General features: G+C 64.9%; 12 protein-coding genes. 7 read left to right on the forward strand and 5 right to left on the reverse strand.

Features of this window, described 5'->3' with window-relative positions:
* Positions 1–119: 119 nt before the first annotated feature.
* Both GQY20_RS05635 and GQY20_RS05640 read left to right on the forward strand, forming a co-directional pair.
* Complete coding sequence (locus GQY20_RS05635) at positions 120–605, forward strand: OB-fold protein (protein ID WP_157216000.1); 486 nt, start codon at positions 120–122, stop codon at positions 603–605.
* A gap of 93 nt (positions 606–698) precedes the next feature.
* Entirely contained in the window at positions 699–998 is a 300-nt protein-coding gene (locus GQY20_RS05640) for a hypothetical protein (protein WP_157216001.1), read from the forward strand.
* 18 nt (positions 999–1,016) lie between these two features.
* On the opposite strand, the gene GQY20_RS05645 is transcribed toward GQY20_RS05640, so the two are convergent.
* On the reverse strand, positions 1,017–1,304 hold the full coding sequence (locus GQY20_RS05645) for a hypothetical protein (protein ID WP_198350838.1): 288 nt from the start codon (positions 1,302–1,304) through the stop codon (positions 1,017–1,019).
* 169 nt (positions 1,305–1,473) lie between these two features.
* Positions 1,474–2,757 (reverse strand): Xaa-Pro dipeptidase, encoded by a 1,284-nt coding sequence (locus GQY20_RS05650; protein ID WP_157216003.1) that lies wholly within the window; start codon positions 2,755–2,757, stop codon positions 1,474–1,476.
* 110 nt (positions 2,758–2,867) lie between these two features.
* On the opposite strand from GQY20_RS05650, the gene GQY20_RS05655 reads away from it, so the two are divergent.
* Positions 2,868–4,253, forward strand: a complete 1,386-nt coding sequence (locus GQY20_RS05655) for a M20/M25/M40 family metallo-hydrolase (RefSeq protein WP_157216004.1) — start codon at positions 2,868–2,870, stop codon at positions 4,251–4,253.
* A 132-nt stretch (positions 4,254–4,385) separates the two neighbouring features.
* Here the strand turns inward: GQY20_RS05655 and betI are convergent, their stop codons facing one another.
* Positions 4,386–4,967 carry a transcriptional regulator BetI gene (gene betI / locus GQY20_RS05660; protein WP_157216005.1) on the reverse strand — a complete coding sequence of 194 codons (582 nt, stop codon included), beginning with the start codon at positions 4,965–4,967 and terminating at the stop codon, positions 4,386–4,388.
* Between the two features lie 164 nt (positions 4,968–5,131).
* Between betI and GQY20_RS05665 the strand changes: the two genes are divergently transcribed.
* The 3 genes from GQY20_RS05665 (at position 5,132) to GQY20_RS05675 (ending at position 8,597) form a co-directional block, all read left to right on the forward strand.
* The gene (locus GQY20_RS05665) at positions 5,132–5,386 is read left to right on the forward strand and encodes a GCG_CRPN prefix-to-repeats domain-containing protein (protein WP_157216006.1); all 255 of its coding nucleotides are present in this window, start codon (positions 5,132–5,134) and stop codon (positions 5,384–5,386) included.
* A 141-nt stretch (positions 5,387–5,527) separates the two neighbouring features.
* A complete protein-coding gene (locus GQY20_RS05670; RefSeq protein WP_157216007.1) occupies positions 5,528–6,703 on the forward strand; it encodes an aromatic ring-hydroxylating oxygenase subunit alpha in 1,176 nt (391 codons plus the stop codon).
* Positions 6,704–6,968: 265 nt separating this feature from the next.
* Positions 6,969–8,597, forward strand: coding sequence for a phytoene desaturase family protein (locus GQY20_RS05675; protein WP_157216008.1), 1,629 nt, complete (start codon positions 6,969–6,971; stop codon positions 8,595–8,597).
* A gap of 270 nt (positions 8,598–8,867) precedes the next feature.
* On the opposite strand, the gene GQY20_RS05680 is transcribed toward GQY20_RS05675, so the two are convergent.
* Both GQY20_RS05680 and GQY20_RS05685 read right to left on the reverse strand, forming a co-directional pair.
* Positions 8,868–9,443 (reverse strand): helix-turn-helix domain-containing protein, encoded by a 576-nt coding sequence (locus GQY20_RS05680; RefSeq protein ID WP_157216009.1) that lies wholly within the window; start codon positions 9,441–9,443, stop codon positions 8,868–8,870.
* Positions 9,444–9,453: 10 nt separating this feature from the next.
* The gene (locus tag GQY20_RS05685) at positions 9,454–9,912 is read right to left on the reverse strand and encodes a YybH family protein (protein WP_232475895.1); all 459 of its coding nucleotides are present in this window, start codon (positions 9,910–9,912) and stop codon (positions 9,454–9,456) included.
* Positions 9,913–10,070: 158 nt separating this feature from the next.
* On the opposite strand from GQY20_RS05685, the gene GQY20_RS05690 reads away from it, so the two are divergent.
* On the forward strand, positions 10,071–12,353 hold the full coding sequence (locus GQY20_RS05690) for a TonB-dependent receptor (protein ID WP_157216010.1): 2,283 nt from the start codon (positions 10,071–10,073) through the stop codon (positions 12,351–12,353).
* The last annotated feature ends 46 nt before the right edge of the window (positions 12,354–12,399 follow it).

Below are 12,399 nucleotides of genomic sequence, written 5' to 3' on the forward strand. Positions count from 1 at the left end.
GGCCGGGCGGCGGCGCAACCATCGCCGCGATCGCCGCCGGATTCCGAGGACTGGACCGATTCCGAGTTGATCGACCGCAATATCCCCCTAGCATGCGTGCCACACGGGGGTGTGGGCTGATGAAATCCAGGAAGACGAAGGAAGAGCCGATCGGTGGCAAGCTGATCGCGGGGCTGGTGGTGCTGGGGCTGCTCCTGGCGGTCTCGGTCGGACTGTTGCTTGTGCGCGGTGGCGGGCGGGACATCGGCGCGGGTGCGCAGCCGACATCCGCGGCGGAGCTGGCCGCCCCGCTGCAGACGGTGAGCTCGGCAACGCTCGGCCAAGCCTATGCGGCCGACGAGATGGCGGCCAACAAGGCATATGGTGGGCGCCGCCTGTCGGTGACGGGCGTGGTCCAGGGGGCCACGCTGGATTTCACCAACGAACCGGTCATTTCGCTGAACGGCGCCAGCGACAGCGCGCATGTCCAGGTGAGCCTGGACAAGAGCTATGCGGACAAGGTGCGCGCGTTGAAAAGCGGCATGATCGTTACGGTGGCATGCGAGAAGGTGGTGCTGATCATGGGCGCTCCGATGCTCGACGATTGCACGCTCGGCGAAGGCTGAAAGCTTTCCTGGAATGGCGCTGAAAAGCGGATGTCCGAACAGCCTCGATCCGGGTCCGCAGCCCGTCGTTTGGTTGCGACTGCAAAGAGCCCGTTGAGCGGCGTGCAGATTGCAAATTGTTCGATTGCAAAGAAATCATGCGGCATTTTCCTGCAAAACGCCTATAGTTTGCTGCACTGCATCGTAATGGGCAACGAATGCAGACCGGGAAGCGCTATGGGCATCATGACGGAAATCCGGCGTAAATTGCACGGATGTGATTCGGTGGGGCATCGTCCGGTACGGTCGCGCATCAAGAATGACGGCAAGGATTTCCGGAGCGTGTGCCGCGATTGCGGAGTTCCCCTGATCCGCTACGGCAGCGGCGACTGGCGTACCGACACCAGCGTCTGAACGCGCCGGCCGGAGACCTCAGGCCGCTTCGTAGGAAGGCGCGAGGAGTGGGGCGCCGCCGGCAAATTCTTCCATCGTCGGGCCGTCCAGCCGATCGTCGAACATCAGGCCGATCTCGGATCCGGCCGTCCAGCCGACCGTGCAGAATATCCTGACGCGATTGCGTACGAGGATCGCGATCGATCCGGCGGGAGGCGCTGCGGCCAGCGCGACGATCGCACAGTCCGCATCCAGTGCCAGGATGGTGACGGGAATCTTCCCGTCGCTCGAAAAAAGATTCGCCGCCGTTTCGCGTGCCATCCGCATGGTCTGTGTCCCCGTGCCTTGTAGAGAGCGCTGATTGCACGGCGTTGATCAAAGAATGGTTAACACTATCCCCACCATCATGCGCCCCGGGTGCGGGCCGCTCGCGATTTTTCCGTCATGCTGAAACGAGCCGAGCATGACGAAGCAGGCAAATGTCGGACGGCTGCGCTTATTTCACCACCGCGCCGCCTTTGATGACGCCGTTCACATGCTCCAGCAGGGTCACGTCCTTCGTCGCGTCGCCAGCCACCGCGATCATGTCGGCATAATGGCCGGGGCTCAGCGCGCCGACGTCCTTCGACCAGCCGAGCAGTTCCGCCGAGGTGACGGTGGCGGCCTGGATCGCCTGCATCGGCGTCATGCCGTAGCGAACCATATATTTGAACTGGCGGGCATTGAGGCCGTGCGGATAGACGCCGGCATCGGTGCCGAAAGTCAGCTTCACGCCCAGCTTCACCGCCTTGGCGAAGGCCTGGCGCTGCGCGTCGGTGGTCTCGCGATTCTTGCGCAGATAGCCGGCCGGCCAGCCCTCCTTGGTGCCGACCTCCTCGATATAGTCGCCATTATAGACGTCCATGTCGAGGAAGACGCCCATCTTCTTGGCGAGCGCCAGTCCCTCGTCGTCGATGAGCGAGGCATGCTCGATCGATCGCACCCCGGCGCGCATCGCATTCTTGATGCCTTCCGCGCCATGGGCGTGCGCCGTCACCCAGCCGCCATGCTCGGCCGCGGCGACGACGGCGGCATGCATCTCGTCGTTGCTGAGCTCCTGCTGTCCCGGCTCGGTGCCTTCGGCGAGCACGGCGCCAGTGGCGATCAGCTTGATCGAATCCACGCCATGCTGGAACAGATAGTTGACCTTGAGCCGGGTGTCGTTGGCGTCGGTGACGACGCCCACGCGCATGTCGTCCGGCACCTTCACGTCCGGGGCGAAGCCCGTCACCTCGCCGCCGCCACCCGGCACGGTGATATAGGCGCCGACCGTCGCCATGCGTGGCCCGATCACGTCGCCGCGATTGATCGCGTCGCGCAGCGCGACATCCGAAAAGGCGCGAAAGCAGCCGACGTCGTGCACGCTGGTGAAGCCCGCCAGCAGCGTCTCGCGCGCATGGCGCGCGCCGATATAGGCGATCTCCTGCGGGCTGTGCAGTAACGGCTCGGCCACATTGTTGGTCTGGCCCCAGTCGGCGAGGTGGGTGTGCATGTCGATCAGGCCGGGAATCACCATATAGGCCGACCAGTCCGTCACCGGCCCGTCCGCCGGCGCGCCGGACCAGGGCGTGACCGCCGCGACGCGTCCGTCCACCACCTTGATCAGCTGATCGCTGAGCACCGTGCCCTTCTCCGTATCCACCAGACGGCCGGCGTGTACGTAGCTGGTGGCGGCATGCGCGGGCAGCGCGAAGGCGAGGGCGGCGGCGCCCAGCGTGAGAAGACGGGTGAGGCGGGACATGGTTTTTCCCTTTCTGCCTCCTCCCCGTTCCGGGGAGGATGGGCTTTTGTTGTACGCTTGATCAACAAGCAATCTGTGCCATCCTGTCCGTATCAAGCAAAGAGGTTTCTATGCGACCTGTCCTTTCTTTCATGGCGCTCTCCGCCATGCTCTCCGCCACGCCGGCCGCTGCGGCGCCCAGGCCGGATCCCGCGGCCGCGGCCCAGGCACTCGACATATTGAAGCGATCGGTGGCGTTCCGGACACAGGAAGGGGCGGGACAGGTGCCGGCCTATGCGGCGTGGCTTAAATCCGTGCTGGTCGAGGGCGGCTTTCCCGCGGACAGCATCGTGTTCACGCCGCTCGGCGAGACCGGCTCGCTGACGATGACGTGGAAAGGCAGCGATCCTTCCAAGAAGCCGCTGGTCTATTCCGGCCATATGGACGTCGTCGCCGCCGATCCCAAGGATTGGCAGCGCGATCCCTATACGCCGGTGATCGAGGGCAAATATCTCTACGGGCGCGGAGCCGAGGACGACAAGTTCGATACCTCGGTCGCGATCGCCGCGCTGATCCAGCTCAGAAAGGCGGGCTTCAGGCCCTCGCGTACCATCGTCATGGCGCTCTCCGGCGACGAGGAGACCGAGATGGCGACCACCGCCGCCCTCGCCGAGAAGCTCAAGGGTGCGGAGTTGGTGCTGAACGGCGACGGCGGCGGCGGCACCTATTCGGAAGACGGCAAGCCGCAGGTCTACAGCCTCGAGGGCGCCGAGAAGACCTATGCCGATTTCGAGTTCAGCGTCACCAATCCCGGCGGCCACAGCAGCCGGCCGGTGAAGGACAATGCGATCTATGAGCTCGCGAAGATCATCGATCGCATCGCTGCCTATCAGTTTCCCCCGCAGCAGAATGAGTTCACCAAGGCTTATTTCGCGATGACCGGCGCGCGCACGGCCGGCCCGCTCGGCGACGCGATGAAGCGTTTCGCGGCGGACGTGAACGACCGCGAGGCTGCGGATCTGTTGTCGAACGAGGCCGAATATGTCGGCCGGGTGCGCACCACCTGCGTCGCCACGATGCTGAAGGGCGGTCATGCGCTCAACGCCCTGCCGCAGAAGGCGTCGCTCTCGGTGAACTGCCGCATCTTCCCGGGCACGAAGGTCGAGGATGTGCAGGCGAAACTCACCGAGGTTGCCGCCGATCCGAAGATGACCGTCACCCTGCTCAACAAGCCGGTGGCGAGCCCGCCCTCGCCGATGCGCAAGGATGTGATGGACGCGGTGCGCCATGCGATCGATGCGCGCTATCCGGGCCTGCCGATCATCCCGTCCCAGGCCTCGGGCGCCAGCGATAACATGTATTATCGCCGCGTCGGCATCCCCAGCTACGCGCTTGGCGCGCTGTTCATGAAACCCTCCGACGAGCGCGCCCATGGCCTCGACGAGCGGGTGCTGGTGAGCGAAGTGCCGGCGGGCGTCCAATATTGGGTCAGCATGTTCGACGAATTGGCGAAGTAGGAGGGCGTAACTCTTTCTCGTTCGGTTCGAGCGAAGTCGAGGGCATTCGGGCCTGCTTCTCCGCTACGCTCGAAGGGGTCTCGACTTTGCTCGAATCGAACGGGGAGCGATAGGTCTCGTACGCGGAGCGGATCAGCCGCCCAGCAACGTCTCCAGCCATTTCTCCGCCATCGCGCTCGCCTCCTCGGGCGTGAAGGTGGAGGAATCGAGGCCGTGCTCCAGCCATAGCCCGTCGACCAGCGCGGTGATCGCGATCGCGGTGAGGCGAGGGTCCACGCCGGGCGCGCACCGCCGGACCAGATCCTCGATGCCGACGCGATAGCCGGCATAGATCTGCCCATGCAGCCGGGCGATCTCTGGCGAGGATTTGACGAGGCTCCAGAAAGCGAGCCAGGTGGCGAGCAGCGCGTCGTTCGACACCGGCGGACGAAAGCTGGCGACCACATAGGCGGACAGCCGCGCGCGCGGATCCTCGCCGGCCGCGTCCATCGCCTCGTTCAGCGCGTGATCGACCATGTCGCCGACATGGACATAGGCCGCCGCGATCAGATCGTCGACGCCCGCGAAATAATGGGTGAGCAGGCCCGGCGAGACGTTCGCCTCCTTCGCGATCGCCCGCACCGAGACGCCGGCTGCGCCGTGCGTGGCGAGTGCTCGCACAGTGGCTTCGATCAGCGCCTGGCGGCGCGCGTCCGGGGCGATGCGGTTGCTCATCGCGCAGGCTGTAGAGCGATTCCGGACCGCGCGAAATCTCGGAACGTCCCGTGGCAAGCCGCGGCCGTCACGAAAGTTTTTGTTCTGGGCGCGACCGAATTCGGCTCGTCGCACGTTTCAGCCTCTGTCCGGTACGCCGGACAGGCTATCGAATGAGGATTATCATGCGAAATTATCTGCTGGCTGCCGTCGCCCTGGGTGCGACACTTGCCGCGGCATCGCCCGCCCTCGCTCGGGACGGGTGCGGGCCCGGCGCGCATCGCGGGCCCTATGGCCATTGCCGGCCTAATCGCGGGCCGGGGCCGGTGATCGTCGGCGCGCCGGTGGTCGGCGTCTTCTACGAAGGGCGCGGCTATTGGGACGGCCGGCGCTACTGGCATCATCGCGACCGGTGGCATGGCGGCTGGCGCTATCGCTGATCGGCACGCGCGAAACGGGAGCGCGCCGCACGGAGCGCTCCCATTCTCCCATTCCCACGCCCGCTGACGATTCCTGTCTGTGGGCGCTTGCCCCGCCTCCCGTCTTGTTGTACGTCTGTACAACAATCTACGGAGACGAGCATGGCGACGGCCCTGACCCGCATCGACAGAACCGACCAGGATCAGGCCGACGAGGACTGGAGCCTGCCTGGCTGGCTCTACAATAACGACGAATATCATGCGCTGGAGATGGAGCGGGTGATCCGCCCGTCCTGGCAGATCATGTGCCATGTCTCGGACATACAGGCGGCGGGCGATTATCAGCTGCTGGATTATATCGGCGAGAGCGTGATCGCCATCCGCGGCGAGGATGGCGCGGTGCGGGCCTTCACCAATGTCTGCCGCCATCGCGCGATGCGGCTGGTGGAGGGGCCGACGGGCTGCGCCAAAAAGCTGGTCTGTCCCTATCATGCCTGGGCCTACGAATTGGACGGCCGGCTGACCGGCGTGCCCGCGCGGCGTGACTATCCCACGCTGGATATGGCGAAGAACGGCCTGGCGCCGGTCGAAGTGGAGATATGGCGCGGTTTCATATTCGTCCGTCTGCAGGATGATGGCGGGCCGAGCGTGGCCGAGATGATGGCGCCTTATGAGGCCGAGGTGGCGCCCTATCGTTTCGAGGATCTTCGCCAGATCAGCCCCGTCCGGCTGCGCCCGCGCCAGGTGAACTGGAAGAATGTCGGCGACAATTATTCGGACGGGCTGCACATTCCGGTCGCGCATGACGGGCTGACCCGGCTGTTCGGCAAGAGCTATGCGATCGAAGCGCAGGCACATGTCGACAAGATGTCGGGCTATCTCGTCGATCGGCCCTCGGCCAATCCGTGGGAGCGCGTCTACCAGCAGCATCTGCCGCGCGCCGAGCATCTGCCGGAGGAAAATCAGCGGCTGTGGCTCTATTATAAGCTCTGGCCCAACGCGGCGTTCGACATCTATCCCGACCAGGTCGATTTCATGCAGTGGATCCCGATCTCGCCGACCAGCTGCATGCTGCGCGAGATCGCCTATGCGCTGCCCGACGAGCGGCGTGAGATGAAGCTGGTGCGCTACGCCAACTGGCGGATCAATCGCGTGGTCAACGCCGAGGACACCTGGCTGATCACCCGCGTTCAGCAGGGCATGGCGTCGCAAAGCTACCAGGTCGGCCCGCTCGGCCGCAGCGAGGTCTGTCTGCGCAGCTTCGCGAAGAAGATCCGGCGGCTGATCCCGGAGGCACGCCTGCACAGCGCGCCCGCGCCAGGGTGGAGCCATAAATGACGCCTCCTCATCCTCCCCCGCAGGGGGAGGGGGACCACCCGCAGGGTGGTGGAGGGGCCTACGCACGCCAAGATCGCGCCATTGGAGGTCTAACGAGCGGGAACCCCTCCACCGCCTACGGCGGTCCCCCTCCCCCTGTGGGGGAGGATGAGGCGGCGCCCCATTTTTGAGCGGAAAGAAGAAAGAAGACCCTCTCCCAATCCTCTCCCGCATGCAGGAGAAGGCTTCAGAAAGGGAGAGGGCTTGAAAAGCGAAAGCGGAGCCAATGACCAAGACATATGACGCATTGATCATCGGCGGTGGCCATAACGGCCTCGTCTGCGCCTTCTATCTCGCCCGCGCCGGGCTCAAGGTGCGCGTGCTGGAGCGGCGTGACATCGTCGGCGGCGCGGCGGTGACCGAGGAGTTCCATCCCGGCTTCCGCAACTCGACCGCCAGCTACACGGTCAGCCTGCTGCGTCCCAAGGTGATCAAGGACATGAAGCTGCACGAACGCGGCTGGCGGATCATCGAACGCACGATCAGCAATTTCTTCCCGCATGAGGACGGCTATCTGAAGCTCGGCGGCGGCACTGCGCGCACCCAGGCCGAATTCGCCCGCTTCTCGAAGCGCGATGCCGAAACCTTCCCCAAATATGAGGAAGCGCTGGAGCGGGTCGCCGAGGTGCTGCGCGCGATGGCGCTGAAGACGCCGCCCAATGTCGGCGGCGGCCTCAAGGCGCTGCTCGCCGCGGCGTCGCAGGGCTGGTCGCTTTCGAAGATGGACATCGAGAGCCAGCGCGACGTGATGGACCTTTTCGTGAAGTCCGCGCGCAGCTTCCTCGATAGCTGGTATGAGAATGAATATGTGAAGGCGGCGTTCGGCTTCGATGCGGTGGTCGGCAACTATGCCAGCCCGGATACGCCGGGCTCGGCCTATGTGCTGCTTCACCACGTCTTCGGCGAGGTGAACGGCAAGAAGGGCGCCTGGGGCCATTCGGTCGGCGGCATGGGCGCGATCACCCAGTACATGGCCGAAGCGTGCCGCGAGGTGGGCGTCGAGATCAGCCTGGAGGCACCGGTCGCCAGGGTGCTGGTGGACGGCAATCGCGTCGCCGGGGTGCGGCTGGAAAGCGGCGAGGAGATTGCGGCGGACGTCGTCGCGTCCAATGCCGGCCCGGCGCTGCTTTACCGTCAGCTCGTCGATCGCGGCGACATGCCGGCCGAGTTCGCGCGGCGCATGGACAATTTCAAGGCGGGCTCCGGTACCTTCCGGATGAACGTCGCGCTTTCCGAGCTGCCCGATTTCCGCGTGCTGCCGGGCAAGGAGAAAGCCGAGCATCACACCTGCGGCATCATCATCTCGCCGACGCTCGACTATATGGACCAGGCGTTCACCGACGCGAAGGCCCATGGCTGGTCGAAGAAGCCGATCGTCGAGATGAAGCTGCCGACGACGGTGGACGACAGCCTCGCACCCCCGGGCAAACACATCGCCAGCCTGTTCTGCCAGCAGTTCGCGCCGACCCTGCCGCCCAATCCCGATGGAAGCGCGCGGAGCTGGGACGATGAGCGCGAGGCCGCGGCCGCCGCGATCATCGATACGGTCAACGAGCATGCGCCGAATTTCAAGGCGTCTATCATCGCCACCCAGATCCACTCGCCGCTCGATCTCGAGCGCAAGTTCGGCCTGATCGGCGGCGACATCATGCATGGCCACATGTCGCTCGACCAGCTCTGGGCGGCACGCCCGATGCTGGGCCATGGTGACTATCGGGGGCCGATCAAGGGGCTCTATATGTGTGGCGCCGGCACCCATCCGGGCGGCGGCGTGACCGGCGCGCCGGGCCATAATGCGGCGCATGAGATATTGGCGGATCGCAGCTTCGTGGGCCGCGTGCTGAAGCGGGCGTGACGGAGTTCCCTTTCCCCTGAAGGGAGAGGATCAAACAGTCTGGGGGACTGTTTGATGGGAGAGGGCACAAGGCGTCAGCCGAGTGTCTTACTTCGACTTCGGGACTCCCCTCTCCACACGCCTCTTCCGTCATCCTGACGAAAGTCAGGATCCATCAGCCGCAGCGTCGCGTCTCATCGTAAACGCTGCGGTTAATGGATCCCGGATCAGCGAAGCGACCCGCTGAGCCGGGATGACGAAGAAACATTGGGGAGAGGGTATCACGCGCGCTCACAGCAGCGGCGGCGTCCCCACCCAGAGCATCCTCACCTCGCGCTCGCTGCCGTTGCGCATGCGATAGGGGTGGCGCTGGTCGAAATGAGCGCTGTCGCCGGCGCGGAGCAGGAAATGCTCCTGGCCGAGCCACATCTCGATCTCGCCTTCCATGATGTACCAGAAGCCCTCGCCCTCGCGATGCGCGACGGGGGAGGAGATGCCGGGCGGTATCGCGATCAGCAGCGCCTCCATCTTCCGTTCCTCGTGACGGCCGCTGAGCAGCGTGTAGACGACGGGGGCCCCGCCCAGCTGGAGATATTCCGGCTCGTCGCCGCGCCGGACGATCTGGCCGGCAGAGGGCGCGCCGACGAAATAGCTCATCTCGACGCCGAGCGCGCCGGCGATCGAGGTCAGCGAGACCAGCGACGGCATGGCGAGGTTGCGCTCGACCTGCGAGAGGAAGGGCACGGAGAGGCCGGACGCGTCGGCCAGCGCCTGCAGGGTCATGCCCAATCGACGGCGGCGGTCGCGGATCGCGGCGCCGATCGGCGGCGGCCCGGAGGGCGCTACGGCAGGAGAAACGGGCGGCATAGCGACGCGATCAGCTATGATCGGCGATGATGCGCCAGCCGGCGGCGGTGCGGTGAAAGAGCAGGGTAGTCGGCCCGGTAGCATCGCCGCCGTCCGCCGCCGCGCGATGCAGGTGGAAACGGCCGACGACATAGGCATGGTCGCTGCCGAGCAGGCGCAGGTCGACGATCTCGAGGGTGAGCGTGCCCATCGCCGCTCTCGATCCGCCGCCGAAGCGCTGCGCATACATGTCGCGGATCGCCTGATAACCCTGAACGAAGCGCGTGCCGCTGACATAGCTGGTGGTCGGCGCATTCTCGTAGCAGGTCATGAACCGGTCGAGATCGCCCGCGCTCCACGCCGCGGAGCTGGTATCGAGCACATTCTGGATCGCGGCCCGCTCCTTCTCGGGGACCGGGGCGGCTATCGAGACCGAAGACATGGCGGCGCAGACCACGCCCGCACCACCCAGAAAGAAGTTGCTGTTCATCGCGATCGTCTCCCCGTTGCCCCGATACAATAGGCGGCGGCAGAAAGATAAGCTATCATCAAAAAAATTTGACAAGGCGAAAATGCTCTGGTCCTAAGCCGGTGCGACAACGATCGCGACGGGAGGAGCGGCGAAGGCTCGCTCGAAGGGGAAAGACCATGCAGACCTGCTTGACCATCCTGCTGCGCACCGCCTGTGGCGTGGGCGCCCTTGCCATCGCGACCGCCGCGGCCGCGCAGTCCGAGGCTCCCGATGCGGCGCCGGCGACCGGCAACGAGATCGTCGTGACCGCGCAGAAGCGCAGCGAGACGCTGCAGCATGTGCCGTTCGCGATCACCGCCTTCACCCAGATGGACCTCGAGCGGCGCGGCGTGCAGAGCCTCTACGACGTCTCGCGCATCGCTCCTTCGCTTGCCGTGGTCTCCTCTGGCCCAGGCGAGAACAACCTGATCATCCGCGGCATCTCGTCGATCGCCGGATCGGCCGCGACCGTCGGCTATTATCTCGACGACACGCCGATCGCCGCTTCCAGCAACGCGGCGCTGCTCTCCACCCGCGGCGTGATCGATCCGTCGGCGCTCGATGTGGCGCGCATCGAGGTGCTGCGCGGCCCGCAGGGCACGCTCTACGGCTCCAGCTCGATGGGCGGCACGGTGCGCTACATCACCAACCAGCCGACCCTGAACAAGGTGGAAGGCCGCATCCGCGCGGACCTCTCCGACACCGCGCATGGCGGCTTCAACTATAATTTCAACGGCGTGATCAACCTGCCGGTCGTGACCGACAAGATCGCGCTGCGCGTCGCGGCCTATTATCGCTTCGACGACGGCTATATCGACCGCTATGCGATCGATCCGACCAACTATCTGGCCGCCGATCCGAATGCGAAGAAGCAGAACAACGTCAACACCTACAAGACCTATGGCGCGCGCGCGGCGCTGCTGATCAAGCCGACCGACACGCTGACCATCACGCCCTCCTTCCTCTATCAATATTCGCGGCTCGGCACGCCCTTCACCTTCGATGCCGTGCCCGGATCGCTGAAGAATCCGATCCAGGTCCGCGACATCGACGAGACCAACACCCAGAAGAGCTGGATCGCCAACCTGACGGTGAAGCAGGAGCTCGGCCCGGTCGATATCACCTCGTCCACCTCTTATTATCACCGCACGGTCAACCTGATCGACGACAGCTCGAAGGTCGTGAATTATTTCTTCGGCACGCCCACGGTCGAGCCGATCGCGATGTACGGTAGCTACCGGAACAAGGAGTTCACCGAGGAGCTGCGTGCCGCGACCAATTTCGAAGGTCCGTTCCAGCTCATCGTCGGCGGCTTCTACCATCATGTGAAAGCGCCGCTCGCTTCCGAGATCCCGTTCCCGGACGGCTATCCTTACCGCAATGACGTGCCGTTCGGCAGCTTCTCGACCATCTACGCCGGAACCCGCAATGCGAGCCTGAAGGAATATGCGGGCTTCGGCGAGGCCAGCTACAAGATCACAGACACGCTGACCGCGCGGGCCGGCGTGCGCGTGTTCCAGGTGAACCAGAGCTTCGTGCAGACCGGCGATGGCCTGTTCAACGGCGGCTATTCGATCGTCGAGAACAAGTCGCGCGACCATGGCGTCACGCCGAAGTTCAGCCTGCAGTGGCAGGCGACGCCGGACAAGATGTTCTATGCCACGGTCTCCAAAGGCTATCGCCCGGGCGGGCCGAACAATCCGGCGCCGGAGAGCGTGTGCGGCGCGGCCGTCGCGAAGCTGGGGCTCAGCGCCAGCCAGCTCACCGCCTATGGTCCGGATCATCTGTGGAACTATGAGGTCGGCGCCAAGACGAGCTGGCTCGATCACCGCCTGACGATCAACGGCTCCGCCTTCTATATCGACTGGTCGAAGGTGCAGCAGCAGATCGTGCTCGATTGCGGCTTCAACATCACTGCCAATTTCGGCAAGGCCGTCAGCAAAGGCGGCGAGCTGGAGGTCGAGTTCCGGCCGACCCGCCAGATCACCTTGGGAAGCGGCTTCGGCTACACCGATGCCACGCTGCGCAACGACGTGCCGGGCACGGCGGCGAAGAAGGGCGATCAGCTCCAATATGTGCCCAAATGGACGGCCTCGGCCTCGGCCGAATATCACGACCAGATCACGGCGATGCTGAAGGGCTTCGCGCGGCTCGACTACAGCTATATCGGCCCGGCGAACTTCCTCTACGACACGACGAGCCCCTTCTATCGCCGTGCCGGCTTCTCGATCTTCAATGTCCGCCTGGGCGTCGATCCGGTGCAGGGACCTTGGGAAGCCTCGCTTTACGTCAATAATCTCTTCGACAAGCAGGGCGCGACCGATCTGCCGGTGGCGATCTCCGCCGACTTGCCGACGACCCGCCGCGTCGCACTCAACCAGCCGCGTACCGTCGGCGTCGCGCTCGGCTACCGCTTCTGATCGACCTCACTTCCGACCGCCTGGCTCCTCTGTTCCGAGCGGCATG

The organism is Flavisphingomonas formosensis, assembly GCF_009755815.1.
Classification (GTDB): domain Bacteria; phylum Pseudomonadota; class Alphaproteobacteria; order Sphingomonadales; family Sphingomonadaceae; genus Flavisphingomonas; species Flavisphingomonas formosensis.